Origin of the sequence: Micromonospora sp. NPDC049900 (assembly GCF_044461025.1) — a bacterium.
GTDB lineage: Bacteria > Actinomycetota > Actinomycetes > Mycobacteriales > Micromonosporaceae > Micromonospora.
This window is the reverse complement of sequence record NZ_JBITKM010000016.1, coordinates 103,212-128,199: the sequence shown is the minus strand read 5'-3', so window position 1 is coordinate 128,199 and position 24,988 is coordinate 103,212. Positions and strand designations below refer to the sequence as shown.

Sequence of the window (24,988 nt, the reverse complement as noted above, 5' to 3'; positions counted from 1 at the left end):
CCACCAACCCAAAAGTTGGCACGGGGCATCATAAAACAATTTGGCACTGGCTTATCAAGCACCCTGTTGAGTTCTCAAAGAACAACCACACACCATCAGAACACCCGACCAGCAGGCACCCCTCCGGGGCCGAACCACACTCACCTCGCGGCGAGCACTTTTACTACGTTACCTCACCGTCTGGCCCGTGTCAACCGGTGTGTCCCGGTACGTCACGCTTCTGGCGGTTCGGCATCCGTGATCCAGCGCAGCGGTGACCGCCTCGCTCGATCGTCGGATTTGGCAGGCCGGCCGCTGCGGTTTCCCGCTAGCTCGCCCGGTTCCCTGCCGGTCGTAAACCTTACCCGGTCGGTTCCGCTCCGCCAAATCCGCCCCTCGGCGTTTTCGTCGAGCCCCGCCCGCGCCGCGTCCATTGAGGATCGCTCCTCGTGAACTCGACACCGCCTGGCCCGCACCTCGTGGCTTTCGCCCCGTTTGCCCGTTCCGCAGCGGCAGAGAGAAAGTTACGCGCCCACCGGTTTGATCGTCAAATCCGGGGGAAGCGGTCCCCGTCACACTCGGGTGCCCGCGAACGCCTCTCCGGTCCGAAGTGGTCCGTTGGACCAGGTCCACACGCGGCGGCACAGAGGAACCGGGCCGCAGCTCGCCCTGGCGGGCGCGCTCGTGGGCGACTGTGTTCCCAGCTCAGCGGGTACCGCGTCGGGACGCCCGCCAGGCGCGTACGCCGAGCAGGCCGACTGTGGTGCCGATCGCCAACGACGCCCCGATCAGCAGCGCGTGCACCCAGAGGAAGCCGGTCGCCGGCCAGTCACCGACCGTGCCGCTGGACCACGACCGCTCGTCGTTCCAGATGGCCACCGCGAACCTCGGCCAGATCACCCAGGTCCACACGCCCACACCGACGAGGAACACGGCCCAGCCACGCGACACCACCATGGTCGGCGAGTATGCCAGCGGGCGGCGGGGACAGTGCCCGGATCGGCCGATCGGTACGGTGGGTCGATGACCCCGCCGCTGAGCCGAACCAACGCGGAGGCACACCTCTACATGGATCTGCGCCCCTGCTCCTGCGGGGACGCCCGGTTCCCTCGTCAGAGCGCGGTCGTCGCGTTGGCCGACGGCGAACTGGCGAGCCGGTACACCGGCGCCTGCGCCGGCTGCGGCCGGGAACGGGAGTTCGTCTTCCGGCTGCCGCCGGGACTCGGCACGCCGGGCACCGGGTTCCGCTACGGCGGCGACGAGCCCTCCGAACTACTCGATCCGGGCGAATGGCTGCTCGTCGCCGACGCGTACGCCGGGCAGGTGTCGGCGAACGCGGACGGTGACTCCGGGCCACCGGCCCGGGCCGCGCTGACCCGGGCCGTCGCCGCCCTCGACGAGGTCGGCAAGTTCATCCCGGCGGACCGGGACGCGGTACCCCCGGAGACCTTCGCTAGCGACCGGGGGCGTCACCTGCACCGGCGTGAGCCCGGTCGGTTCCGCCGGGACCGGCTACGAGCGGTGCGCGAGACGTACGCCGGGATGCTGGCGCAGCTCGGCTGAGTCGGACCTGCCGGTCTCCCGCGGCGACGACCGGTCAGAGGCCGCGGGCCTCGTCCAGGCAGGCGGCGTTGGTGGCCAGCAGCATGGGCAGGGCCGCGAGGAACTCCCGCAACACGTGGCGAGCATCGTGTTCCCGCTCGTCGACGAAGTCGACCCGGGCGCCGGCCTCGGCGAACACCTCGCAGACCTCCCACAGGCTGTCGCCGACGCTGCTCCACTGCCAGACGTCGTGCACGAGGGTCGACACCCGGAGGACCGGCTCCATGCCGAACAGGCCGATGCCGTAGTTCAGCGGGTCGTCCGGACTGTTGCCGAGCGAGACCATCAGTGGCAGCACCCGGTGGGCGCGCGCGAATCCCTCCAGGTCGGGATCGTCGAGGTCCACCTCGACCAGCAGCCCGTCCTCCAGGAATCCCTCGACGATCCGCTCCGGATCGGTGACGCCGACGGCGGTGGCGGACTCCACGAGGGCGCTCCTGGTCCACGGGCGGGCCGGCGCGTCGGTCGGTGGGTGCGCGGCAGCCCAGACGGCGAACGCCCGCGGGTCCTCCATCGTCACCACGAGACGACCGATGCCCAGCGAGTAGTAGGCGACCGGCGCACCCGTCTCCGGATGAAACTCGCCGGTGTAGCGGCCGACCGGCAGGATCATCGGCTGGGTCATCGGCGGCGTCCTCGTCTCGGTCACGACTGCGGCTCCAGGTAGACCACGCTGGCCAGCAACAACGGGTGCAGGGCCCGGAGCAGCGCGGTGAGCAGCAGTTCCGGCTCGGTCAACTCCGGCTCGGTGCCCCCGCTGTCGCGTTCGTCGGCGGCCAGCGACTCGCACACGTCCCAGAGGCTCTCGCCGGAGCGCCCGCTCTCCCAGAGGTTGTAGACGGTATGGGTGACCTTCACGATCGGCCGCTCGAAGAATCCGATCGACCACAACCAGGGTTCGTCGGCGCTGTTGCCCAGCCCGACCATGCGTGAGCCGAGCCGGTGCCGCTGGGCGAAGTCGGCAGCCGCCGAGGTGTCGGGCGTCACCTCGGCGAGCAGACCCTCGGTGAGTAGTCCGTCGAGCAGCGGTTCGACGTCCACACCGGGGACGTGTACGGCCGCTGCCTGCCGGACCGAGGCGAGCGACCAGGGCTCCTCCTCCTGGCGGTCGGCGGTGCTGTGTGCCAGCGCCCACAGCGCGAAGCGCTGGTCGTCCAGGTCCCAGACGTCCGGGCCGAGCCGGACCCGCTGATAGCGCTCGGAGTCGCCGACCTTGGGGTAGAAGGTGCCGAAGTACTGCCCGAGCGGCAGCAGCAGGGCCTCTGGGGTCGGCGTACTCATGGCTGCCCGTCCTCGTGGTTGCGGGGGTCGGTGAAGGTGCCGGGCGGCACCATCTGCACCGGCGGGAGATGGTCGACCTCCACGGGGGTGAGTCGGCCGAGCAGGTAGCCCACGGATCTGGCCACTCCGCGCAGCTTCCGCTCCCGAGCAGCGGAGGCGGGCGGGCCGGGTGGACCGACGAGGTCCATCTCGTGAACGAAGTACACGATCGAGTCACCCGACTGCGTCGAGACGACCAGCAGCCCCCCGGAGGGGTTCGCGATCACCAGCCAGGCCGGCGACAGCCACGGGTCGCGGTGTCGGCGTTGGGCCTGCACCAGATCGAAGAGCGGGTAATCGGGGTGTACTCCGAACAGCGGGCGTTCCGGCGTCAGGGCGAACGGCACGCCGGGGAGGTGGTGCGGAACTTCGGGCTGTGCGCCGTTGTTCCGGCGCAGCCATTCGCGGTAGTCCGGCGGGAGGCGGAGGCCGAGGGCGGATTCGACCGACTGGAGCTGGGCCTCGTCGAGCTGGCCGTAGGACCGCAGCCGAGCGGGTTTCCAGAGGCGTCCGGACGGTGGGTCCATCACCTCGTTCGCGTCCACCCGGCGGACCGTGACCTCCCACTGGTCCTCGCTCGCCATGTCCAGGTCGGCGAACCGCCAGGTCTCGTCGCCCACCGGGAACGTCTCGCCCAGCCGCACCTCGTGATGCGTGGACTCCTCTGCCCAGTGCGGCATGACGACCATCTCGGCGCGCACCGGCGGCCCCACGTCGACCCACCGCACCCCCAGGCGGGCGTGCCCGATGTCGACCGGGACGTTGTTCGGAATGGAGGTGATCTCCGTGAAGGAGCGCAACGGCCGTTCTCCCTGTCCTGTCGTCGGCATCGTCAGCCGTTCACCATGTCGTGCAGCACGGACTCCTCAGGGAGCCTGAAGCCGAGCACCTCCTGCGCGATCTGTTCGGCCGCCTCCCGACTGACAGGCATCGATCCACCTACGCCGGGTTGTCGACCGTCGGCGCTCCAGTGGGCCGTACGTTGCCCGTGCCCGGAGGAGACGACCACGAGCAGACCATTCACCGTACCGTCGGCGCCGAGCAGGGCGAAGTAGCCGACCGTCGTCGGGTGCTCTTCGAGGAAGGTGCGACCGAGCGAATGACGGTGCGAGCGATCCGACTCCCCCTGAGCAGGCACCTTCGGTGCGGGACCAGGCGTGTCTAGCCACGCCGGGGCGGCATCGGTGACGAGCGGGCCGGAGGCTGCTCCGGCTGGCCTGGCCGTGACTGCGGGCGCGATGTCCAGGTGGGCGTAGGAAGCACTCATCAGTTGCAGGAAGTCTCGGATCGGCATCGCCGCCGGATGATCGAAGTCCCACGGATTTCGTAGCGACACGCGACCATCGGCGACCGCAACCACTTCGTACGCGTGGCCGGGGACCAGGCCGAACGGGAGCTGATGACGGACCTCCGCCGGGTAGTCCCGCTTCGGCAACGTGCCGGTGATGACCGGGCTGCCGGAGGCCAGCAGTTCGCCGAGTCGCGCCGCGACCGCAGCCTCCTGTCCTGGCCGGGCGTCGAACGTCGACGAGCGACTGGGAGCACCCGTGAGCTGGGTCAACAGTTGCGCCTGCATCTGCGGGGTGCTTCCGACGTTCAGTCGCGCATAGCCGGTCGGCGCCGCCTGGTGCGGGTCGTTCGGGCTGTGCCAGAGCAGCCAGCTCGACTGCCACTGCTGGCGTTGCTCCGCGCTCCAGGTCCGGTCGACGGCCGCCAGGGCCTTCTCGATCAGAGAGGCCCAGGACGATCCGTTGATGGACTGGTCGGCGTAGGCCGTCGATCCGGCGGCGACGGATCGCAGAGGTACGTCGGGGGTCACCGTGATGCGCAGTCGGCGCCCCGTGGGGGCCATCGTCCCACCGAGCAGGGTGCTCTCGTGCAGCAGCACGTCGACGGTGCCGTCGGCATTCGTCTGGAAGAGCTGTGCCAGCGCGTCCGGCCGGTGACCGGCGACGGCAGCGATGCTGGCAAGCATTCCGCAGTCACCGAGCATGCCCTGTCGTACCTGGTCACGGCGAGGTGGACCGTCGAAGACCGGTGCCGGTCGCCCGGGCCGGGCATCCATCGGTCGCCCGTACTCGACGGGGCGTCGGGGAGCAGGGTCGGGCAGGGCGATCCGGTCGGCGACCACGGTGACCTCGCCGGTGGTCACGGTCGGCGTGGTTTCGATCTCGACCACCGGTTCGGGCGGCATCATCGACCGCAACGCCTCGGTCAGCGCGTTCGGCACCAGCGCCATCCGTCGCGCGTCGGTCTGGTAGTGGAACGAGTGGGTGGTGAGTACGGCCATCGCGGCGCGATTCGTCCCGTAGGTGGCCCGGAACGCGGCGTCGGCGCGGATCCGGTCCTCGGCCAGCAGGGCCTGACGGCCCACCGGGGTGTCCAGGTCGTACGCGGGTGCCGATGCGCCGAGGGTGAACTCCGGTGCGCCGTCGAGGGTGTACGGGCGCAGGTCGAAACGGCCGGTCAGGTCGACGTAGACGCGTTCGGCGGCGACCCGGTCGGCCAACCGGGGATCGACCTGGCGGATCTGCGCCAGCAGGCTCGGCGGCAGGCTGATGATCTGTCCGGCCAGGGCGGGCATCCGGGGCAGTGAGGACTGGCTCTGTTCCCCGTGCACAGCCAACTCGCGCCGCTTGGTGGCCAGTTCGTCCGCCGTCGGAGGGCGCAGGTCCGGCGCGAGTCGGCCCCGATAGTCGATCGCCCGGAACCGGTCCACCTCGGCCTGGTCGGGACGGTACGCGAGAGCGTCCGCCACCGTCTCCGGTGTGACCGTCGGTGTGCTCAGCGTCATCACGTGGTGCCAGACATCACGGGAGAGGACCGCCAGGCGTGCGCCTGCGTCCGGCGTACCCCACCGCAGGCCCAGATGCTCGACCAGCGCGTCGATCTCGGCGCGGAGGGCCACCCGGGCGGCGGGTTCGGCCTGCGCGTACCAGGCGGCCATCAGGCGCAGTTCGGCCAGCCGTCCCCGGTCGGCGGCGGTGAGCCCGGCCGGGTCGATCGGTCCGTCGACGGTGTCCTGGGCGAAGAGGCCGACCTGGGCGTCGCCGGTCTCGTGCCGGGCCACCAGCTCGGCGGTCTCGTGCGCCAGCGCACGGTCGACCGCGCTGTCGGCGGCCCGGTCGGAGACGGTCAGGGTGAAGGTGCCGTCCAGGTTGCGGATCGTCTGGGCCACCGTGTCCGTGGGCAGCGCGTCGGTCCTGACCCGGACCCGCAGGGGATCCAGGCCGTCGGCCCGCACCTCGAAGACGTCCGGTCCGACGGCGACGACCTGGGTCGCGCCGATCGATTCGGCGAGGGTGGGCAGCACCAGCCGGGCCCGGTCCAGGACCGCCGTGGGGTCGGCATCCGGTCGGCCGTGACCGTGGAATCCGGAGTCCGGCAGCGCCGTGACCGTGCTGCGGGCCAGTTCGACGTGCGCGTAGGTGGGGCTCATCAGGTCGAGGAAGTCGCGCATCGGCATCGGCGCGGGGTGACTGTCGTTCCACGGGTTGCGCAGCCGTACCTCGCCGTCGGTCACCGACACGACCTCGTACGCATGCCCGGCGTAGAGCCCGTGGGGCGGCCTGCCGTGCTCGTACGACTCGTAACTCTTGGCGGGGCACGTTCCGGTGATCACCGGACTGCCGGCGGCAAGCAGGTCGGCCAGTCGGGTTTCGGCGTCGGCCTCCCGTCCCGGTGTCGGGTCGAGCCGGTCCACCGTGGTCGGCAGTCCGGTGAGCTGGCTGAGCAGTTCCGCCTGCACAGAGCGGTCACTGCCGCTGCCCAGCCGGGCGTAGCCGAGGGGCGCGGCCTGGGCGGCATCGACGCCGGGCCGGGCGCTCCACCGTCGCTGCCACTGGTCGTGGCGCTGTGCGGTCCAGGTGCGGTCGACCGCCGCGATCGCCTTCTCCAGCAAGGAGGCCCAGGACGTGCCGACCGTCGACTGGTCGGCGTACGCACTGCGTCCGTCGGCGGACGCGTGCACGGGCACGTCCGGGAGGACGGTGACCCGTAGCGTGCGTCCGGTGGGGGTGACCGTGTCGCCCGGCCCGTCGGTCTCGTGCAGCAGCACGTTCACCGAGCCGTCCGGGTTCGGCTGGAACATCCGCGCGACGGTGTCCGGCAGGTGACCGGCGACCGCGCCGATCACGGCGATCATCCCGCAGTCACCGAGCCCGCCCTGCTGCACGTCCTCCCGTTTCGGCGGACCGTCGAACAGTGGCGCCGGTTGGCCGGTGCGGGCATCGCGCGGCGAGCCGTAGACCGGTCCGCCGCCGACCTTGTCGAGCGGGAGCGTCACCCGGTCCGCGGTGACCGAGAGGTCCCCGGTCGGCTCCTGGGTCGGGATGGTCTCGGCGGCGACGACGCCGTCCCGTGGCACGGGGGTGATGGCGCGCAGCGCCTCGGTCAGGACGTCGGGCACCAGCCCCATCCACCGGGCCGTACCGTGGTAGTGGAACTCGTGGTCGGCGAGCAGGGCGGCGGCCTGGTCGCCGCGCAGCGCCCGCAGGGCGGTGTGGGCGCGTTGCCGGTCCTCGTGCAGTTGGGCCCGCCGACCGGACTCGGTGGCCAGGTCGAACACCGGCCGGGCAGCGCCGAGGTCGATCTCCGGACCGCCGTCCACCATGTACGGGCGCAGGTCGTAACGGCCCGCCGTGTCGACGTAGACGCCGTCGCGGGCGAGCCGGTCGGCGAGGTCGGGATCGACGGCCCGGATCCGTGCGATCTGTCCGGGGCGCAGGCCGAGGATCTGTCCCGCGAAGGACGGCATGCGGGGCAGCCCGCTCTGGGTCCGCTCGGCCTCCACGGCGAGTTCCCGCAGCCGTGCCTCCAGGTCCGCCTGCTGCGGCACCTGGAAGTCCGGTGCCAGTTGCGCCCGGTAGTCGAACATCCGGACCCGCTCGACCTCGTTGAGGGTCGGCGCGCCCGCCAGCACCGCCGACACCGTGTCCGGAGTGAGGGCGGGCAGGCTGAGCTGCACCAGGTGGGCGAGCACGTCACCGGGGAGCAGCGCCCACCGGTCCCGGACGTCCGGGTCGCCCACCCGTAGGCCGAGGTGGGCGGCGAGGGCGTCGATCTCGGTACGCAGCGCGACCCGGCCGGCCGGGTCGGCGTCGGCGTACGCGGCGGCGAGCAGCCGGATCTCGGCCATCCGGCCGCGGTCGTGGGCGCTGAGCCCGGCCGGGTCGATCCGGCCGTCCACGTTGCCCGGGTCCAGTGGCCCGACGAGCGCCTGCCCGGTCTCGTGCAGGGCCACCAACTCGGCCACCTCGTGCGCGAGCGCCCGCGCCACGACCTGGTCGACGGCCCGGTCGGACACGGTGACGGTGAAGGTCCCGTCGGGCTCGCGGGTCGACTGGGCGACCACGCCGTCGGTCATCGGGCCGGTGGTGAGGCGCACCGTCAGCGGGTACTGCCCGGCCGCACGGATCTCGAACAGGTCCGGACCGACCTGCACCACGGCGTCCACCTGCGCGTACGGCGCGATCTGTGGCAGGGCGGCCCGCGCCAGGTCGAGTACGGCCGCCGGGTCGGCGGTCGGACGGCCCAGTCCGTGGAACCCGGAGTTCGGTACGGGGGCCGCGGTGATCCGGCCTGAGTCCGGGTCGGTTCCCCCGTCCGGCCGACCGGCAGTCCGGTCCGGGGGGTTCGGGTCGGCGGTCGGGTCCGGCGTGGTCGGGTCGGTGGAGCGCGGGAAGGCACCGAAGAGACGCCCGAGCACGCCGTTGCGCTGCTTTGCCCCGGCCAGGCGCTCGGTGAGCCGGTCGGCCGCCGACTCGGCCGCGTCGAGCCGGGCCTCCAGGTCGGCGGTCGCCTGTTCGAGTTCCCGCACCGGTTCCTGCAACCGGTCGACGACCTGGTCCACCCGGTCGGCCGCCGACCGGGCGTCGCTCCGGGCGTCGAACCGGGTCCGGACGTCGTCGGCCGCGAGGCTGGCACGTTTCGCATACCACTTGGCGGCGCCGATCACCGGGACGGCGGCGAGCGCGGCGACCGGGATGATCGGGGCGAGCGGACTCGACAGGGCGACCGCGATCGCGGTACCTCCCACGGCGGCCAGGCCGGTCGTGGCGACGCTGGCACCCAGGTACGCCTTGAGGCTCGGCACGCCCGGCGGACGGTCGACGCCCCGCTGCTCGGCGCGCAGCGTCCGGAGCCGGACCGACCGGCTGGCCCGGTCGCCGCCGTAGTCGACGACCACCTGGCGCGCCTCGGGTGGCAACTGGGCCAGCCGCTCCGCCCGGCCGAACATGCCCTCGCGCAGACCGAGTCGGTCGATGACCGCGTACAGCTCGCGCAGGGCGGGCTTGAGGGACATCTTGTCGGCGTTGCGTACGTGGCTCTGGGCGACCTGTAGTTCCCACGAGTCGGCCCGGCTGAGGACATCCCGACCCTCGGTCGTGGCGGTGTCGCCGTCGCGGGAGGTCGACGGGGCCGGTGCCGGTGGTCCGGTCTCCGAACGGCGCGCCGCCAGCCGGTCGACCGCCGACGTGACCCGGTCGAGGTTCGCCACCGCCACCCGGAGCCGGCGGGCCGCGTCGGTGACGACGACCTCGGTCGGTGCGGCGAGCCGGTCCACCCGTGCCGACGAGTCCGCCGCCGGGTTCGGATGATCCAGGTCCCACTTGCGGCGGGCGTCCTTGACGCTGGTCTCCATCCTTTTCAGCGCCAGGTCGCGTACCGGGCCGAGGACGCCACCGGCCGCCATGTTCAACGGTCCCGCACCGGCCGCGACCTGGACGACGCCCGCCAGACCGACGGTGGTGGCAGCCTGCACCAACGGCCCGGGTGTCTGTTCCACCGCGTACACAGCGGCGTTCGGCACGTTGCTCGGCCGGGCGTCGCTGTCCGTGGCGTCGGCCGGCCGACCGACGAAGATCCGTGCCATCCGGTCGGCCAGCAGCCGACGGCCGTGGCGCTCCGCGACCTCGCGCAGCTCGGCCGGCAGGTGCTCACGTCGCTGCTCCGCCCCGGGAGTGCCGTCGCGCAGGCCGAGCTGGTTGAGCAACGCCCGCAGGTGACGGGCGTGCCGGATCCGGGTCGGACCGCTGGCGGCGTCGTGCCGGGCGGCAAGCTCGGCGAGCTGCCTGAGTACCGCCGCGTCGCCGGGATCGCGGGTGCCGGTCGACGGGTCAGCGGTGGTCGACACCTCACCCGCCGGGTCGCGGCCGGGTCGGGCCGGCGACGTGACGTCGGGGGCGGTGAGCCCCGCCCATGCCGGGTCGCCGAAGAGCAGCCGCCGGAACGAGTCGGCGGCTCCCGTGCGGCGGCGTGACTCGGCCAGCCGCCGATTCAGGTCGGCCACCCGCTGTTCCAGGTCGACGGCGCGGCGGAAGACGTCGGCGACCCGGTCGGTCACCAGGTCGACCGGGCCGGTCACGGCCTCGGTGAGCTGGCTGAGCTGGACGTCGGCCGGCATCGCCGGATGCTCCGTGTCCCAGGTGTCGCGGGCGTCCTTGGCCGCCGCCTCCCGGCGGGCCATGATCGGGTCGACCACAGCCCCGCTGGCCATGGCGGTCAGACCGGCGGTGATCGCGAACCAACCCAGCCGGAGCTGACCGATCAGGTCACCGACGACGGCGATGCTGCCCGCGGCGAATACGCTCGGCGTGTTCTCCACGGTGCCCATCCACCAGGGCGCCACCTTGCCGGGCCGGTCCCCTTCGGCCGGTCGCCCGTCCACGACCGCCGCCAGCCGGTGCCGCACCGTCGTCGTCCGGGTACCGCCGAAGCGGTCCGCCATCGACCGGAGGTCGTCCGGCAACAGCTCCCGGCGCTGGGCGACGCCAGGCGTGTTCTGCCGCAGACCGAGTGCGTCGAGCAGGGCCCGGATCTCGCGGGTCACCCGGGGACGGGCGAACGTCGACGCGGCGTCACGTTGCGCGGCGAGAGCCCGCAACTCGGCGAGCCGCCCCTGTTCGTGCGGGGTGAGGCCGACCGGGTCGGGAGACGCCGCCGTCGCGGCCGGGCCGCCGGGCCGGTTGGTGGTAGGTGCCGGGGCGGTGCCCGCCGACGGGACGGGGTCCGGCGGGGCGAAGCGGCGCGGCCGGCCGATCAGTCGACGGCGGCGCTCCCCGGCGTCGAGCCGCTGTCCGAGCGCCTCGACCTGGCTCTCCAGGCCAGCCGTCGCCGAGTCGGCCGCCCGGGTCGGGGGACCCACGTCGTCGGCCCGGCCGGCGACCTCGCGGCCCGTGCTGACGTCGGAGTCGGCGGCGGAGCGGGCGTCCTGACGTGCGTCGTACCGGGCCCGGCGGTCCTCGGCTGCCAGACCGACCCGCTTCGCCAGCCATTTCGCCGGGCCGGTGGCGACCGCGCCGATCGCCCCGCCGACACCGAGCATCAACGCCAGCTCCGGTCGACCGGCGTCCACGGTCAGCTTCACGGCCAACGCGGCGAGCAGCGAGTTGGTGGCGAAGTGGGTGATCACATAGGTACGCAGCCGGGGCAGACCGGTCGGACGGGGATCACTGGTCGGCGCGGCGAGCAGGCGGTCCAGCGCCCTGCCCCGGCGGTCGGTGTACCAGTCCGGGTACACCTCGGTCAGGGAGGTCCGTGTCGCATCCGGCACTCCGGCGAGGCGCTGCTCCGCGCCGAGCATGCCGTCCCGCAGGCCCAGCCGGTCGACCACCGCGGCCAGTTCGCGTCGGGCCGCGCCCAGCGACCAGCGGTCGGCGACGGCGACCTGGTGTGCGGCGGTCCGCAACTCGGCGAGATCGGCGGGCGAGAGCGGGGCGACCGTCGGTGCCCCCGGATCCACCGGCCGCCCGAGGGCCGCCAACTCGGCCACCTCGTGCGCCAGCGCCCGCTCGACCACCCGGTCGACGGACTGGTCGGAAACCGTCACCACGGCGACGCCGTCGTTGCCGAAGCGGCCGGTCGCCACCGCACCGTCCGCCACCGGTCCACTGGTCAGACGGAGCGTGAACGTGCTGCCGTCGGCCCGGGTCACCTGGTAGGTGCCGTCCGGGCGAGCGAGTACCTCGGAGACCCCGGCGTGGGTGGCCACCTGCCCGGCCGCCGCACGAGCCCGGTCCAGGACCGCATCCGGGTCGGGTTCCGCCCGACCCTGGCCGTGGAAGTCGGTGCCGGGCAGCGCACTGGCGGTGATCACCGTGCCGGGGCGGTCGCCGTTCGCCCGGGCGTCGCCGACCTCGGTCCGGTCGGCCGCTCCGGTCAGGCTGTCGGTTCCACCTCGGGCCACACCTGCCGGCCCTTGGTCCGTCCCTCGCGTCGCGCCCGGGCGTACTCCTGCATGACCCGCCGGGGCGGCAGGCTGGGATGAACGGTGATCACTCCCGAGCGGTCGATGATGTAGCTCCCCTGGCCCACGTGCGTCCCCGAGGCCCGGTCCTGCTCCGAGAGCCTCTCCCGGGCCAGCCAGCCGTACTCGAACTCCCGGAGCACGATCGGATTCCGGGTCGCCAGGAGACGGCTGATCAGTGTCAGTGCCTCGTCCTCGGTCAACTCGCCCCTCTCCGTCAGGCATCATCATCGCCCAGAGGGCATGGGTTTCCCGGATGTCCGCGGCCGGTATGTCCGCCGACGTCGTCCCGCTCTGCGGATCCCACCACACCGGTGCATCGGCATCGACCGGGAAGACGATCACGAACGCGTGGGCACCGTCGATGTCCAACTGGCCGCTGGCGTCCAGGACGGGCTGCCCGGCGGAGTCGACGTACAGCCAGTCGGCCACCACCAGCGCCGACGCTCCGGGCCCGGCCTCCGCCACCTGCCGGTAGAGATCGGCGTACTGGTCGGCGACCGCCTCGGTACGGGCCGCCAGGTCGGTGGGCAGGTTGTCCTGCCCACCGATCCACTCCCCGCCGATCCACGCCTCGGCGCGCTGCAGGCCGCCCCGCTCACCGGAGACCAGGTCGATCGCGCCGTCGTCGGCGCGGTCCGCCCAGCGGGGCATCGACACCTGCGGGTCGCCGTGGAAGCTGGCCAGGGCCGCCAGGGACGCGTCGAGACAGTTGTTGGCCCGGCCCGGCTGCGCCGGCCCGCCGTCGTTGACCAACCGGCCGTACGGGTGCGTGGACGGGTCGGCGAAGACCGCGTACCCCTCCGGCGTGGCCAGGCTCGCGGCCAGGTCGTCCTGGTATCGCGGGTCCTCCAGGGGTGCCAGCTCGTTCGGTCCGTACCGCCGGCTCTGCGGCAACGACGGCGCGGGACCGACGTCGGTCAGGCCGTCGGGTCTTCCGTCGGCCAGACCTGGCGGCCGGTGATCCGGCCCTCCCGGCGGGCCGTCGTGTACCGCTTCACGACCAACGGTGGCGGCAGGCTGGGATGCGCGGTCACCACTCCCGTCCGGTCGATGATGAAGACCCCCTGGCCCATCTGTCGACCCTGGGACCGCTGCTGCGGGGAGAGCGTCTCCTGGGCTGCCCAGCCGAACTCGAACGGGAAGACCGCCACCGGGTTGTCCGTCCCGAGCAGCCGAGTCATCAACTGCTGGACTTCCTCCCTGCTCATCGGCATAGCCGGGATGCACCTCCATCGACCACAGGTTGTGCGTCAGTCCAACATAGTCGCCCGGGAGCGGGCCGGTGGTGGTGCTGGCGAACAGCGGGTCCCACCACACCGGCCCGTCCGCGCCGTCCGGGTGCACCAGCAGGAAGGCATGCTGGGCTGCCGGCTGGGTGTGGCCGTCCGCGTCGAGCAGCGGAGCGGCGTTCTCGTCGAACTGCACCCAGTCCACCACGACCACCGCCGCCGCGCCCGGCCCCGCGTCGCGGACGCTCTGGTACAGCTCCGCGTACCGGTCGGCCATCGCCTCGGCCCGCTCGGCGGGGGTACCGGGCATCGCGTCGTTGGCACCGTCACCGACCCAGTCGCCACCGATCCAACTCGCGATCCGGTCGACGCCCGCCAGCTCGCCCAACTCGGTCTCGATCGAGCCGTCGTCGAGCCGATCCGGCCAGCGCGGATGGGACACCTGTGGATCACCGTAGAAGCTGGCCAGCGCGGCGAGCGTGGAGTCGACGCAGTTGTTGCTCCGCCCCGGCTGGTCCGGTCCACCGTCGTTGATCAGCCGCCCGTACGGGTGCGTGGCCGGGTCGGCGAACACCGCGTACCCGTCGGGGGTCCGCAGGCTGTCCGCGACGTCGTCCTGATAGCGCGGATCCTCCAGCGGCGCCAACTGCTCCGGCCCGTACTGCCGGGTGTCCGGCATCGGCCAACCCTGCATGTCGGGCCAGATCGCGGCGTTCGGATCAGCGAACCGCAGGTCGACCAGCGACGCCGGATCAGTGCTCTGCTCGATCCTCGGCCCGTCGTCCGACGCGGTCGAATCCGGCGGCAGGAACGCGCTCGTGACGCCGTCGGCCTGCGCCGGACGGACCGGGTCGCCCTCGGCGTCCAGGACGATGGCCCAGACGTCACCCACCCGTACGCCGTGCAACGGGTCGGTGTCGGAGATCAGTTGGTTCTGGCCGTCGAGCCACACAATCGTGCCGTCATGGTTGACCGCGTTCCAGGTGTGCCCGCCCGGCTGGTCGGACCAGGTGTTGACAATCAACACCGCCGAGCCTGGACCTGCCGCACGAAGCGCGTCGGCGACCGAGTCCAGGGCGTTGGTGCCGTTGCCCTGGTGGGCGAAGCGGGACCGAAGTGCCTGCTCCTGACGCGTCGTACTGCCCGCCTCGACCTGCGTAGACGGCACCGTCGGCGCAGCCACCTCCGGTCGTCCAAACCAGGTCGACAGGACCGAGAGCCCGACATCTGCGCAGTTGTTGTCGCGCCCTGGGACGGTGGGTCCACCGTCGTTGACCCGCCCAGCCCAGGGGCCACGCGGATCCGGGTGTACCACGGGTTGCCCGGTCGTCGCATCGCGCGGCACCGCCGCCTCGAGTGACTGCTGATCGGCTGGGTCGGGCGGGATCAGGCCGTCAGGCCGACCGTAGGGGCGGTTGTCGCTCAACGGCGGACCGTTGCCGACAACGCCGGGCACGGTGGGCTGATAGGTGCCGACGTCCCGGTCCGGGTCCGTGATGGGCTCTACGCCGAATTGCGGCAGGAAGTGTGCGCATGATCGACACGGCGGTCGGTAATGTCCCAGCTCATAGGTAACGCCGTCGGAGTGTGCGGGTTTTACCTGATGCGTGACGATCCGTGCCCCTCGGAGCGCATCCAGGGCCCACTGATCGAAGGTTCCGGGCTTACCTAAAGCCTCCCACTGTTGTTCGAGTCGGTAGAGCTGGTCGGAGATCAGGGCAACCTCCGCGCACTTGCCGTGTCCGCCGCCGACACCGTCGGCCAGGGCAGCCGCCGTCCGGCCCAGAGCGGCTTGCGCGAGCCGATGCACGCTCGGTTGCGTGGCCGGCGTGGTGCCCTTGTTCGCCGTCATGCTGGTATGCGTGGTGATCTCGCCATTGGGCATGAGCAACGCCCCGGCCGTGCCGGGTTGCTTGGCCTTCGAGATCGTGCTGGCCTTGACCGCCGCACGGACGGTCTCGGCCAGCGTCCGTGCCGCCTCGATCAGCGAACGCTCCGCATCCGGGCCGGTGGGATCACCGGCCACGGTCGTCGGGTCAGTCTCCCAACTGTGCGTACCGCGGCCGGTCGGTGAGTTCGACCGCCGGATGGTGTCCGGGTTCACCTGCCCGGTGTCCGTCCCCGGCCCGACCGGCCCGCTGTTGACGGTGCTTCCGGTGCTGGCCGGCACCGGGACCACGACCGGCCCGTCGGTCTGCGAGACCTGGTCGGTCCGCCCCAGGGCAGGGTCGCCTGTGGTGTCGGGAGCGGTCGGTCCGGTGGTGTCGACGGTGGTGGCTGCCGGGTCGCTGCCCGCCGTCTGGGCCGGCACCGTGGGCGCGGTCGGCACGCCCACGTCCGTCCGGCCCGGCACAGGTCGGTTGTCCGGGCGGCTCGTGGTGTCCTGCCGAGCCGGTACGCCCTGGGCCGGAGTGGCCTGCTGGTTGGGGGCGCTCTGCGGGGGGCCGGCACCGGGCTGGGTGGGGTTGGTCGAGGTCGGGCCGGTGGACGGGGAGAGCGCGACCGATCCCGCCGAGTTCGCGGCGGCCGGATTGACGGTCGGCCCGATCGGAGGCGTACGGTTCGCCGCCGGCTGCGCGGTGGGGTTGGTGGTGCCGGGTTGAGTGGTGGTCGCCGCAGTGTTCGTGCCGGTCGCCGGCGGGCCGGCGGTGGTCGGCGGTGCGGTGTTGGCCGACGGTACGGCGTTGGGGCCTGCCACCACCTGAGGACCGGTGGACACCGTTGATCCGGCCGGTGGAGCCGAGTTCGCGGCGGGCGGGACCGTCGCAGCGACGGTGCCCGGCGTCTGAGCGGCCGGCGGCGCGGTGACCGAGGTTCCGGGAAGTACGGCTGGTGGCGTGTCCGCAACGGTGGGATCGGCGCGAACGTCGACAGACCTGGTGTCGGCGAGGCCGCCAGTGGTGGGTGTCTCGGTCACGCTGCGGGCGGGTCCCGCCGTGCTGTCTCCGGGTGTGGTGGTACCCGCTTCCGGCCCCGGAACCGTCACCGGTCCACCGCTGGCCTGATCGGTGGAGCCACTGCCGAGCCGGTCGGCACCGACCGAGTCGGGGGTCGGGGCGGCCTGCCCGTCTGGGACACGCTGCGTAGTGGTGTCGCTGGTGGGTGGGCTTGTCGCGGCGGTGTCGCCGGCAGGCGCCGTGGCCGCACCCTCGACGACGACACCGGCCGGAGTTCCGGTCACGCTGTCCGTCGTGGTCGGAGCACCCGTCGTAGCCGCGTCGGCCGACGGGACCGCCGAGGTGTCGGCCGGCGAGGTGACCACCGTTTCGACGGTCGGCGGCGCGAGGCTGATCGAGCCTGAGCCATTGTCCGGCACGGTGTCTACGGGAGTGGTGTCGATGTTCCCGTCGCCGGGGACGTTCAGCGCACCATCGGCGCCACCGGTGACCGTCGCGCCGGAATCGGCACTGGTGTTGCCGGTGCTGCTTCCCGACGCTCCGTTGGTGGCGGCACCACCGTTGACGCCACCCGTGGCACCGGCTCCGGCAGAGCCGGTGCCCGCGCCGACGTTGACGCCGCCGACGTTGCCGAGACCGTTGGCGTTGCCGACGTTCAGCGCCGGGTCGATCCCACCCGCCGGAAGGCCGGCGCCCGGGTTGAAATCCGCACCTGTTCGGCCGAGGCCCCAGTTGGTGACGTTCGCACCCACGTTGCCCATGCTGCTGCCGATCATGGTCAACCCGGTGCGGCCGGCGCCGCTGGTGAACCCGCCGAGGAACGCCTCCGCGCCGGGCATGGCCCACTGGCCGTTGACCGTGCCGTTGGCGAGCACGCTGGCCGCAGGGGACACGACCGCGTTCTGCATGCCGGAGGCGAAACTCCTGCTGCCCCAGCGAACCACCCCGCTGCCCGGGAAGGTGAGACCGGAGGGGCTGAACGAGAAGGGCATCCGGGGTGCCAGCCGCCGGCCCGCGAAGCTCATACCGGTGCCGAGCACACCGCCGAACGCGCCGCCCACCCCGGCGGTCAGCGTCCGGTTGCCGTCCCACTGCCGCCGCTCGCCGGTGTGCATCTGGTATGCCTGGGCACCCACATCAATGATCAGCTCTTCGCCGATCTCCTCGACCAGTTCCAGGCCGAGCCGGGTCATCCCCTGCCGGAAGCCCTGGCTGCTGACGATCTGCCCGAGGCGGGTGCCGGCCGTGCGCAGCGCCGTCTGCATGCCGGCGCGGGTGAGCAGTTGCCGACCCATCTGCGCCATCAACCGGCGGAAGGCGACCGTCACGGCCTGCCGTCCGGCCGCCAGGATGCCCGGGATCGCGCCGGCCGACACGCCACCCAGCCATGCCATCAACAGCGCGACGAAGACCGCGATGACGGTGATGAAGACCGCGATGAGCACGGTCAGCTTGGCGTACTCGATCTCCAGAGCGGCCTGGTCGCAGCCGGCGGCGTACGCGGCGGCGACCTCCTGCATCAGCGGCAGGCCGGTGTTCGGGTCGACGGCGATCTGGTTCCACAGCCCGCCGAACGCCTCGCCGGCACCGCCGCCCCATGCTTGCAGGATCTTCATGACCGCCGGGTCGGCCTCGCCCAACGCCTCGGTGATCGCGTCCGCCATCACCTGCCAGCCGTCGGCGAGCTCCCGCATCTTGTCTTCGTCGCCGCTGGGCCACGCCTCGCCCGCGCTGACCCAGCAGATGGCGTCCCAGACCCACGCGTACTCGCCCAGCGAGTTCCTGGGATTGGGTACCGCCACCCCGTGCGCCCCTCCGTCCGATGTCGACCGGTGTACGGTCGCCGGCTACTTCTCCTCGCCGCCGAACAGCACGCGGGTCATGTCGTCGACGTCGACGGTGCCCTCGACCGCACCCTTGACGGTCGGGCCCAGCAGCTCCACCACCGGCACCAGACCGTGGCCCATGTCGAGGACCTTCTGTGCCGGCTGGTCGTCGCCGCCGAGGTAGTTCTTGTTGAACTCGTTGCCCGGCTCGTCGTCGCCCCAGGGCCGACCGCCGTTGAGGGTCTCGATCGTCGCGGCGGCACTCCGGAAGCGCATGGCCAGCAGGGCACCGGCAGAGCCCAGTTGGTTGGCACCGTCCAGAGCCGCGTCGGGCTTGACGAAGGTCTCGCGCAGCTCGCTCACCGCTTCTCCTCCCCGGGCAGGTCGCTGTCCAACTGTCGGAAGATCCCGTCGAGATCGTGGTCGATGTATGCCTGGAACTGGCTGTCCGGCACGTACGGCTGGAGAAGCTGCTCGACCTCGGCCATGGCCTTCTCACTCGCCCGGCGAATCGTCTCGGTGACGGTGGCGGAGAGCTCCTTGGAATCCGGCCGGCGGTAGATGCGCGGGTCGAACTCGACCTTCGTCACCTGCCCACGGGGCCCGGCGGTCACGGTGACCAGGCCGTCGTCGGAGGTGACCGTGGCCTTCACCGCCTTGATCTTCTGCTGGAGATCGCCCACACCGGAACGCATCCGCTCGAACTGAGCCATCAGTTCGTCGGCCCGCGCGCGTAGCGCCTGTACGTCCATGGCGTGTCCCTCCCCGCGCCCGTCCGGTCCGTCCCGCGCCCGTCCCTGCCGGCGCACGTCCACGTCTCACCCGCGCCTCGGGCGTGGCGACTCGACCATACTGAATGGGCGCGACATCGGGGTGGTCGGTCTGCGGCCGAGCGTCGTTAGGATGCACCGGCACCCGTCGACGGGGAGGTGGGCAGGCAATGTTCCGTGACCGTCCGATAGCGGCGTTTGCCCTCGTGGGAGCCGTCCTGGCCACGATGGTGACCGCGCCTGTCCCCACCCCGGCCCGGGCTGATCCGACGATTTGCCAGAATCCGAGCGATCCGGGAGAGATGAACATCGAGACCCCGTGGCACCAACGGTGGTTGGCGCCACAGCGGGTCTGGCCGTTCAGCACCGGTGCGCGGGTGAAGGTCGCGGTGATCGACTCCGGCACGGACAGCACCCATCCCCAGATGACCGGGCGGGTGGCCACCGGATTCGACGCGTTGCGCGGCGCACCGGGCGGCAATGTGGACTGTGTGTCCCACGGCACCGCCGTGGCCAGCATCATCGCGGCCGGTCGGATGGAGGGGGTCGGGTTCTACGGCCTGGCTCCGGACGCCACGATCGTGCCGATCCGGGTCAGCGAGCGCAACGCCAACGAGCAGCCGGGCACCGGCGGTGAGACCGTCACCGGCGCGGTCTTCGCCGAGGCGATCCGGCGGGCGGTCGACGAGGGTGCCAAGGTCGTCAACATGTCGGTGACGCTCTACTACTACGACAAGGACGTCGAACAGGCCGTCAAGTACGCGGTGGATCGGGACGTCGTACTGGTGGCCGCCGCCGGCAACCAGCATCAGGACGGCGCCCGTCCCGACCCGGTGCCGTACCCGGCCGAATTCGACGGGGTGATCGGCGTGGGCGCCGTCGACCAGAACGGGGCCCGGATCAGGCAGTCCCAGATCGGACCGTACGTGGACGTCGTCGCGCCGGGCGGGGCGGTGGTGGCCGCCACCCGCGTGTTCGGGCACAGCGTCTGGGACGGCACCAGCTTCGCCGCTCCGATGGTGAGCGCCACCGCCGCGCTGATCCGTGCGGCCGAGCCGAACCTGTCGGCCAAGGAGGTCACCCGGCGGATCCTGGCCACCGCCGATCCGGCGCGGGGTGACGCCGAAGCCGGCTACGGCAGTGGGGTGGTCAATCCGTACCGCGCCGTCACCGAGCGGCTGACCACCGCGTCACCGGTCCCTCAGCAACCGCTGCCCGACGTGCCGTACGACGCCGCAGCGGCGGCCCGTGCCGAGCGGTGGGCGGCCTTCGGCCGGTGGGCGCTCTGGGTCGGCCTGCCGCTGGCGGTGCTCGCGGTCGGTGTGGCGGTGTTGGCGACGTTGCTACCGCGCGGGCGACGCACCAGGTGGCAGCCCGCCCGGCCGTCCGCCCCACCCGCCCCGACCCCCGAGATCGACGAGCCCGAGGAGGCGTTCTTCCGGGTGCCGACGTCGACGACACGCGGCTGACCAGCACGGCGGTGTTCCCAGGGCTACGGTGAGACGCCGACGGCCCGGCACAGAGCCGGGCCGTCGAGGTGTCTCTCGGTGGCGGGGTCAGCCGCCGAACTTCTGCCGGTTCGCCGCCTCGCGGGCCTGCATCTTGCCCGCCGACTCGCGCAGCGCGCGCTCGATCCGGGTGAGCAGGTCACGCAGGTCGTTGGCGGCCGACTCCCACTCGCCCTGCCGCTGGAAGTACGCCTCGCGGGCATCGCCGTCCCAGGTGGCGAGCAGCGGGGCGATGCTGGACTTGAGCCCGTCCAGCTCGCTGGTCATGTTCCGGACCGCACCACCGCAACTGTCCGCCGCCGCGTTCAGACCGGCGAAGTTGTACCGAATCTCCGTCATGACTTGTCTCCCCGTCAGAGCTTCAGTGCCGCGGTGATCTGGCCGGCGGTCGCTCCCGCGCCTTCCATGTCCGACCGGATCTCCTCGTCGCTGACGTCGTAGTCCTTACCGGCCGATCCCACGGCCTCGGCGATCGCGCGAAGCGCGACGTTGAGCCGGGCCATGTCCTGGTCGAACCGCTCACGGACCTGGTGGAAGGAACCCGCGCCAGCCCCCTTCCACTGGTCGTACAGCGGAGCGAGCTGGTCCATCAGCGAGTTGAGGTTGCCGGTGAGCCGGTCGGCGACGGCATCGACGTCACCCTCGGTCTTCAGCATCAAGCCGGTGTCGGTATTCATCGACATGGCGGAAGTCACCCCCGTCCTCGTTCGATCGCCCCGCGTCACCGGGGGCGGCCTGTCAGTCGGCGCTCACGCACCATCGTCGTACGAACGGTAACGGGTCGTGTCCAGTCGACGCTAGACCGGAAGCCCGGCCCACCCTTCCATTGTGGCTGGTCGGGTCACTCCGGGTCGAGTGCGCGCTTGGCGGTCGCCGGGTCCAGGGCGGGGCCGGCGGGCAGCCGGACCACCAGGCTCGCCGGCAGGCGCACCGGCTGCACGCCGGAGTAGCCGAGCATCGCCGCCACCCCCTCGGATGCCAGCGGGTAGCGGTAGCCGATGTCGGTGACGAGGTTGAGGGTGCCGGTCCGCTGGTCCGGCGAGGGCACGGCGTCGACCAGGACGCCGAAGCCGGGTGCGATCACCACCCGGTCGGCCAGTGGGACTCCGTCACCGGTCTGCTCCCCCGTCCGCACCGGCTCGCGTACCGGTTGCACCTGGGCGTCGAGCAGCACCGTCGGCTCGTCCTGGTCCGGCTGGTACGCGGCGCAGACGGCCGGTTGGTCACCGGTCAGTCGGGCGATGACGGGCCGCTGCTCGGGGGCGCGGTGCCGCCCCTGGGCCGGCGCCTCACCCTTCGGCGCGGCGGCGGCGGTGCCGGCGGCGAGTTCGAGTGCCCGGGGCTCCGAGGAGTCCGGGTACGCCGCGCGGGTCTCCGGGTCGGCCAGCACCACGTCCGCCTGCACCGGGGTCAGCGGCACGAGGCGGTTCCGCTCGGCCAGGTAGTGCTGACGCGTGGCGTTCTGGCTCTCCACCACGAAGACCTGGCCGACCCGGGCGTTCGACAAGGCGGACGAGGCCGCACCCCGGTCGGCGACCCGGCGGGGCGCGATCGGCTCTCCGGCGGGCAACGCGTTCAGCCAGGCGCCGCCGACCTCCACCACCGGTTCACCACCCAGGGTGAGCCCCTCCAGCACGATCTTCTCGTTGCGGATCTCGTACCGGTGGTCACGCCAGACCAGGTGCAGGCGCTCGGTCTTGCGGTCGCGTACCAGCAGCCCCTCGTCGCCGGGCTCGCGCCCGCCCTCGGGTGCCCGGCCCACGGTGAGCACGGTGGTGGCGACGATCCCGCCGGCCGGGTTGCGGGCGGGTTGCGTGCACAGCGTCCACGGTCCGTCCAGGATCCGGTTGGCGGCCGGCAGCGCGTCCGGGGCGAACGGGATGCCGATACGGGGACCACGGGGCGTGCCGACCAACGAGTTGCGGGAGACCGACACGGTCGGTGCCGCGGACTCCATGGCCAGCAGGGCGGAGGCGTAGTTGAGCACCGGGTGCAGACGACCCTCCCGGTACAGGTAGCGGGTGCCGGTTTCCTTCTCCAGGATGACCGCGCCGCCCTCCTTCCACTTCGTGGCACCGCCGGGGCGAAGCAGGCCGTAGACGCCGACCGCCCCCAGGAACAGCACCGCCACCATCACGCTGGCGAAACCGGCACCACCGAGCCGACGGAACGGCGCGGACTCCGGGTCGGGCTCGCGCGCCACCAGCGCGGAGGTCATCCGTTGCACGAAGAACTGGTACGACTGGACCTGGTCCCGCCGCGACGGCATGGCACCCCTCCCCCTGGCGTACACCGACACGGTCACGTGGGCCGCGCCGCGCGGTGCCTACCATATGCAGGGTGCCGGGGCAGCCGATGCCCGCACCCGGCCCCGCCCGGCGAAACCGAACTCGGCAGTCCGAGGAGTCGTTCGATGATCAGTCGCGAGCAGGCCCTGGCCATCGCACGCCAGTGGGCCGGCGGGCACCAGCCGGTACTCGACGTGACCCTCTTCGAGTTCGATCTGGGCTACGTGGCGTGTCTGGTCGAACCGGTGGCGTCCACGACCGACGGGCCACCCACACCGCCGCCGTCCACGGGCTACCCGCGCGCCGTCGTGGACCGGGAGACCGGCGAGGTGTCCCAGTGGCCCTCGCTGCCCTGGCAGGTGGTCGCCGAACGGTACGCGCAGCGCCGAGGGGCCGAGGGGCGGTTCCCGCCGGACGTGCGGGCCGTGCTGGAGCAGGCGGGGTGGTTCCCGGGCCGCGACCTGAGCGCGTCGGTGGACCACTGGATGCGACGCTTCGCCGACGAACTCACCGGGCTGGAGTGTTTCCCCGCCGCCCGCGCCGCGATGGTCGAATTCGGCGGCCTCCAGCTTCCTCAGTTCGGTCGCAGCGGTCGGCTCGGCGGAGGTTTCACCAGTTACATCCACCCGACCCGGGGTGGTGTCACCACCGTGGGCGCCCGCGAGTTCATCGAGGAGTTCGACAATCCGGTCTATCCGATCGGGAACAACGAGGACGGACCCTCCGAACTCGTCGTGGACGCACAGGGACGCGTCTTCATGCTCCACTGGGCCGACGACTTCTTCGTCGGACCCGACATCGACACCGCCATCGTCAAACTCATCCGAGGCGGCCCGATGACCGAGGCCAGCGACCTCGACTGGCCGAAGTGAGGGTCAGCCGTTGATGGCGCGCATGAAGGCGTACAGGCCCAGCACGCTGCACGCCACCGGCACGATGGCGAGTTGGAGCAGGATGTCGCACACGTCGCCGAGGCGGGCCAGCCGGGGCGACGGGGGGCGTCGGCTGTAGGCGAGCCCGGCGGCGGCGGCGAGCCCGGCGGCGACCAGGGCCACCGGCAGCACCGCCAGCACCCGGGCGGCGGTCGACGCGTCGGCTGCACCGACCAGCGGCAGCAGGCCCAGACCGGCCAGACCGGCGGCGAGCATCGGCACCCGGTGCCGGACCGTCGTCACCAGCCGGGCCCGCAGCAGGTAACCGAGTGAGATCACTCCGGCCAGCAGCATGGCGGCGACGGCGCCGGTGGCGGTGAGCACGATCAGGCAACTGACGGTGATGACGAAGGCACCGAAGATCATGCCGGTGAGCACCTCGTCGGCGCGGGCGGTGGCCTGGTAGACGATTTCCCGTTTGGGCTGCGGCTCGTCGCGCAGCAGGTCCTCGGCGGTACGCGGCAGTGCCGGCATCGGCATCTTGCCGAGCCGTACGGACAGCAGTGGCATCGCCGGCAGTAGGAGGGCCACCGCGCTGACCACGACGGCGGTGCCCTGGGCGGCGTCCATCGAGCCGAAGGCGAGCAGCCCGCCGACCATGCCCCAGAATCCGACGAAGACGGCGGCGACGAAGACCCGGGTCGCGTCGCCGACGCCGAGCAGACCGAGCAGGCCGGAGAGCAGCAGCACGGCGGAGCCGAGCAGCACGTGTGGCGCGCCCAGCGCCCAGACCGACTCGCCGGAGCCGATCACCAGCACACCGCCGACGAAGGCGTAGGGCAACCCGGCCGCGGCGACGACCGCTCCGGCCAGGGAGTCGGCCATCGCCCGGGACAGCACGATCCCGCCGGCCAGCAGCACCACGGCCGTGCCGAGCGCGACCGCGCCACCGAGCCAGCCGGGTTCGGTGGAGGTGACGATCACGACCAGGCCGAGCAGAAGCAGTACGCCCGCCACGATCAGGCCGGTCAGTCGGGTCGCGAACGGGGTCCAGGCGACGCCGCGACGTCGGGCACCGTCGGCGACGGCCTCCATCAGGTCGTCGTACGCCAGTTCCGGCCACTCGGTGCGGCGCGGCACCAGGTGCAGCGTCTCGCCGTCGCGGATGCTCTGGGCGGCGAGCGTCCGGGTCAGGTCGACGGCGCTGCCGTCGCTGCGCCGGAGCATCCACCCGCCGTGGCCGGTGCCGTCCGACGGTTCCTCGTCGGCCTGCCGCAGTACCGCGGGCATCAGCCCGACGAGCGGCAGATGCTCGGGCAGCGCGAGGTCCAGCCGTCGGTGCGGGGCGACGACGGCGATGCGCGCGAGTCCGGTTCCGGCCTGGGTGACCACTGACGACCCCTCGGTACGAGGAGCGGGCCGATGGGCCCGCGGCTGTCCTGACGGG

14 protein-coding genes are annotated in these 24,988 nt (G+C 72.2%); 3 read left to right on the top strand and 11 right to left on the bottom strand.

Going from position 1 to position 24,988, the window contains the following annotated elements:
• Positions 1–684 precede the first annotated feature (684 nt).
• Positions 685–936 carry an SCO4848 family membrane protein gene (locus ACIBMZ_RS26260; RefSeq protein ID WP_396698222.1) on the bottom strand — a complete coding sequence of 84 codons (252 nt, stop codon included), beginning with the start codon at positions 934–936 and terminating at the stop codon, positions 685–687.
• 66 nt (positions 937–1,002) lie between these two features.
• Between ACIBMZ_RS26260 and ACIBMZ_RS26255 the strand changes: the two genes are divergently transcribed.
• A complete protein-coding gene (locus ACIBMZ_RS26255; protein ID WP_396698220.1) occupies positions 1,003–1,542 on the top strand; it encodes a hypothetical protein in 540 nt (179 codons plus the stop codon).
• 34 nt (positions 1,543–1,576) lie between these two features.
• Here the strand turns inward: ACIBMZ_RS26255 and ACIBMZ_RS26250 are convergent, their stop codons facing one another.
• The 6 genes from ACIBMZ_RS26250 to ACIBMZ_RS26225 are packed head-to-tail and all read right to left on the bottom strand — an operon-like array spanning position 1,577 to position 18,855.
• A complete protein-coding gene (locus ACIBMZ_RS26250; protein WP_396698218.1) occupies positions 1,577–2,206 on the bottom strand; it encodes a hypothetical protein in 630 nt (209 codons plus the stop codon).
• Between the two features lie 20 nt (positions 2,207–2,226).
• Complete coding sequence (locus ACIBMZ_RS26245) at positions 2,227–2,862, bottom strand: hypothetical protein (RefSeq protein ID WP_396698216.1); 636 nt, start codon at positions 2,860–2,862, stop codon at positions 2,227–2,229.
• The gene (locus tag ACIBMZ_RS26240) at positions 2,859–3,701 is read right to left on the bottom strand and encodes a DUF6406 domain-containing protein (RefSeq protein WP_396698214.1); all 843 of its coding nucleotides are present in this window, start codon (positions 3,699–3,701) and stop codon (positions 2,859–2,861) included. Before ACIBMZ_RS26240 ends, ACIBMZ_RS26245 begins: the two co-directional genes overlap by 4 nt.
• 32 nt (positions 3,702–3,733) lie before the next feature.
• Positions 3,734–18,079, bottom strand: a complete 14,346-nt coding sequence (locus ACIBMZ_RS26235) for a toxin glutamine deamidase domain-containing protein (RefSeq protein ID WP_396698212.1) — start codon at positions 18,077–18,079, stop codon at positions 3,734–3,736.
• Positions 18,080–18,124: 45 nt separating this feature from the next.
• A complete protein-coding gene (locus ACIBMZ_RS26230; RefSeq protein WP_396698210.1) occupies positions 18,125–18,466 on the bottom strand; it encodes a hypothetical protein in 342 nt (113 codons plus the stop codon).
• Entirely contained in the window at positions 18,463–18,855 is a 393-nt protein-coding gene (locus ACIBMZ_RS26225; RefSeq protein ID WP_350699159.1) for a YbaB/EbfC family nucleoid-associated protein, read from the bottom strand. The genes ACIBMZ_RS26230 and ACIBMZ_RS26225 overlap by 4 nt, the downstream gene beginning before the upstream one ends.
• Positions 18,856–19,043: 188 nt before the next feature.
• Here ACIBMZ_RS26225 and mycP point away from each other — a divergent pair, with 188 nt between their 5' ends.
• A complete protein-coding gene (gene mycP, locus ACIBMZ_RS26220; RefSeq protein WP_396698208.1) occupies positions 19,044–20,342 on the top strand; it encodes a type VII secretion-associated serine protease mycosin in 1,299 nt (432 codons plus the stop codon).
• A gap of 87 nt (positions 20,343–20,429) precedes the next feature.
• On the opposite strand, the gene ACIBMZ_RS26215 is transcribed toward mycP, so the two are convergent.
• The 3 genes from ACIBMZ_RS26215 to eccB all read right to left on the bottom strand — a co-directional run bounded on the left by ACIBMZ_RS26215 (position 20,430) and on the right by eccB (position 22,650).
• Entirely contained in the window at positions 20,430–20,720 is a 291-nt protein-coding gene (locus tag ACIBMZ_RS26215) for a WXG100 family type VII secretion target (protein ID WP_396698206.1), read from the bottom strand.
• A gap of 14 nt (positions 20,721–20,734) precedes the next feature.
• Positions 20,735–21,064 (bottom strand): WXG100 family type VII secretion target, encoded by a 330-nt coding sequence (locus tag ACIBMZ_RS26210; protein WP_131057127.1) that lies wholly within the window; start codon positions 21,062–21,064, stop codon positions 20,735–20,737.
• Positions 21,065–21,222: 158 nt separating this feature from the next.
• On the bottom strand, positions 21,223–22,650 hold the full coding sequence (eccB, locus tag ACIBMZ_RS26205) for a type VII secretion protein EccB (RefSeq protein ID WP_396698204.1): 1,428 nt from the start codon (positions 22,648–22,650) through the stop codon (positions 21,223–21,225).
• Between the two features lie 144 nt (positions 22,651–22,794).
• Between eccB and ACIBMZ_RS26200 the strand changes: the two genes are divergently transcribed.
• Complete coding sequence (locus ACIBMZ_RS26200; RefSeq protein ID WP_396698202.1) at positions 22,795–23,541, top strand: SUKH-3 domain-containing protein; 747 nt, start codon at positions 22,795–22,797, stop codon at positions 23,539–23,541.
• A gap of 3 nt (positions 23,542–23,544) precedes the next feature.
• Here ACIBMZ_RS26200 and eccD read toward each other — a convergent pair whose 3' ends face one another.
• Complete coding sequence (eccD, locus tag ACIBMZ_RS26195) at positions 23,545–24,933, bottom strand: type VII secretion integral membrane protein EccD (RefSeq protein WP_396698200.1); 1,389 nt, start codon at positions 24,931–24,933, stop codon at positions 23,545–23,547.
• Between the last annotated feature and the right edge of the window lie 55 nt (positions 24,934–24,988).